Origin of the sequence: Enterobacter sp. EC_64 (genome assembly GCF_019584165.1) — a bacterium.
GTDB lineage: Bacteria > Pseudomonadota > Gammaproteobacteria > Enterobacterales > Enterobacteriaceae > Enterobacter > Enterobacter roggenkampii.
The window spans coordinates 1-231 of sequence record NZ_VDAS01000100.1 but is presented as its reverse complement, the minus strand read 5'-3'; the positions used below and the strand labels follow the sequence as shown (position 1 = coordinate 231).

1 pseudogene is annotated in these 231 nt (G+C 41.6%); it reads left to right on the top strand.

What is annotated here, in order from left to right:
• Window positions 1-231, top strand: a pseudogene (locus tag FHC52_RS22650) (IS110 family transposase); the annotation flags it as partial.

The following is a 231-nucleotide window of genomic DNA, read 5'->3' as shown; positions in this document are numbered from 1 at the left end:
CCGTGAATCCCTGGTTCAGGATAAGGTAAAAACAACCAATCAAATGCATGCTTTTCTGCTGGAATTTGGCATTAGCGTTCCCCGAGGAGCTGCCGTTATTAGCCGACTGAGTACCATTCTTGAGGATAATAGTTTGCCTCTTTACCTCAGCCAGTTATTGCTGAAATTACAACAGCATTATCACTATCTTGTTGAGCAGATTAAAGATTTGGAATCCCAGTTGAAACGAAA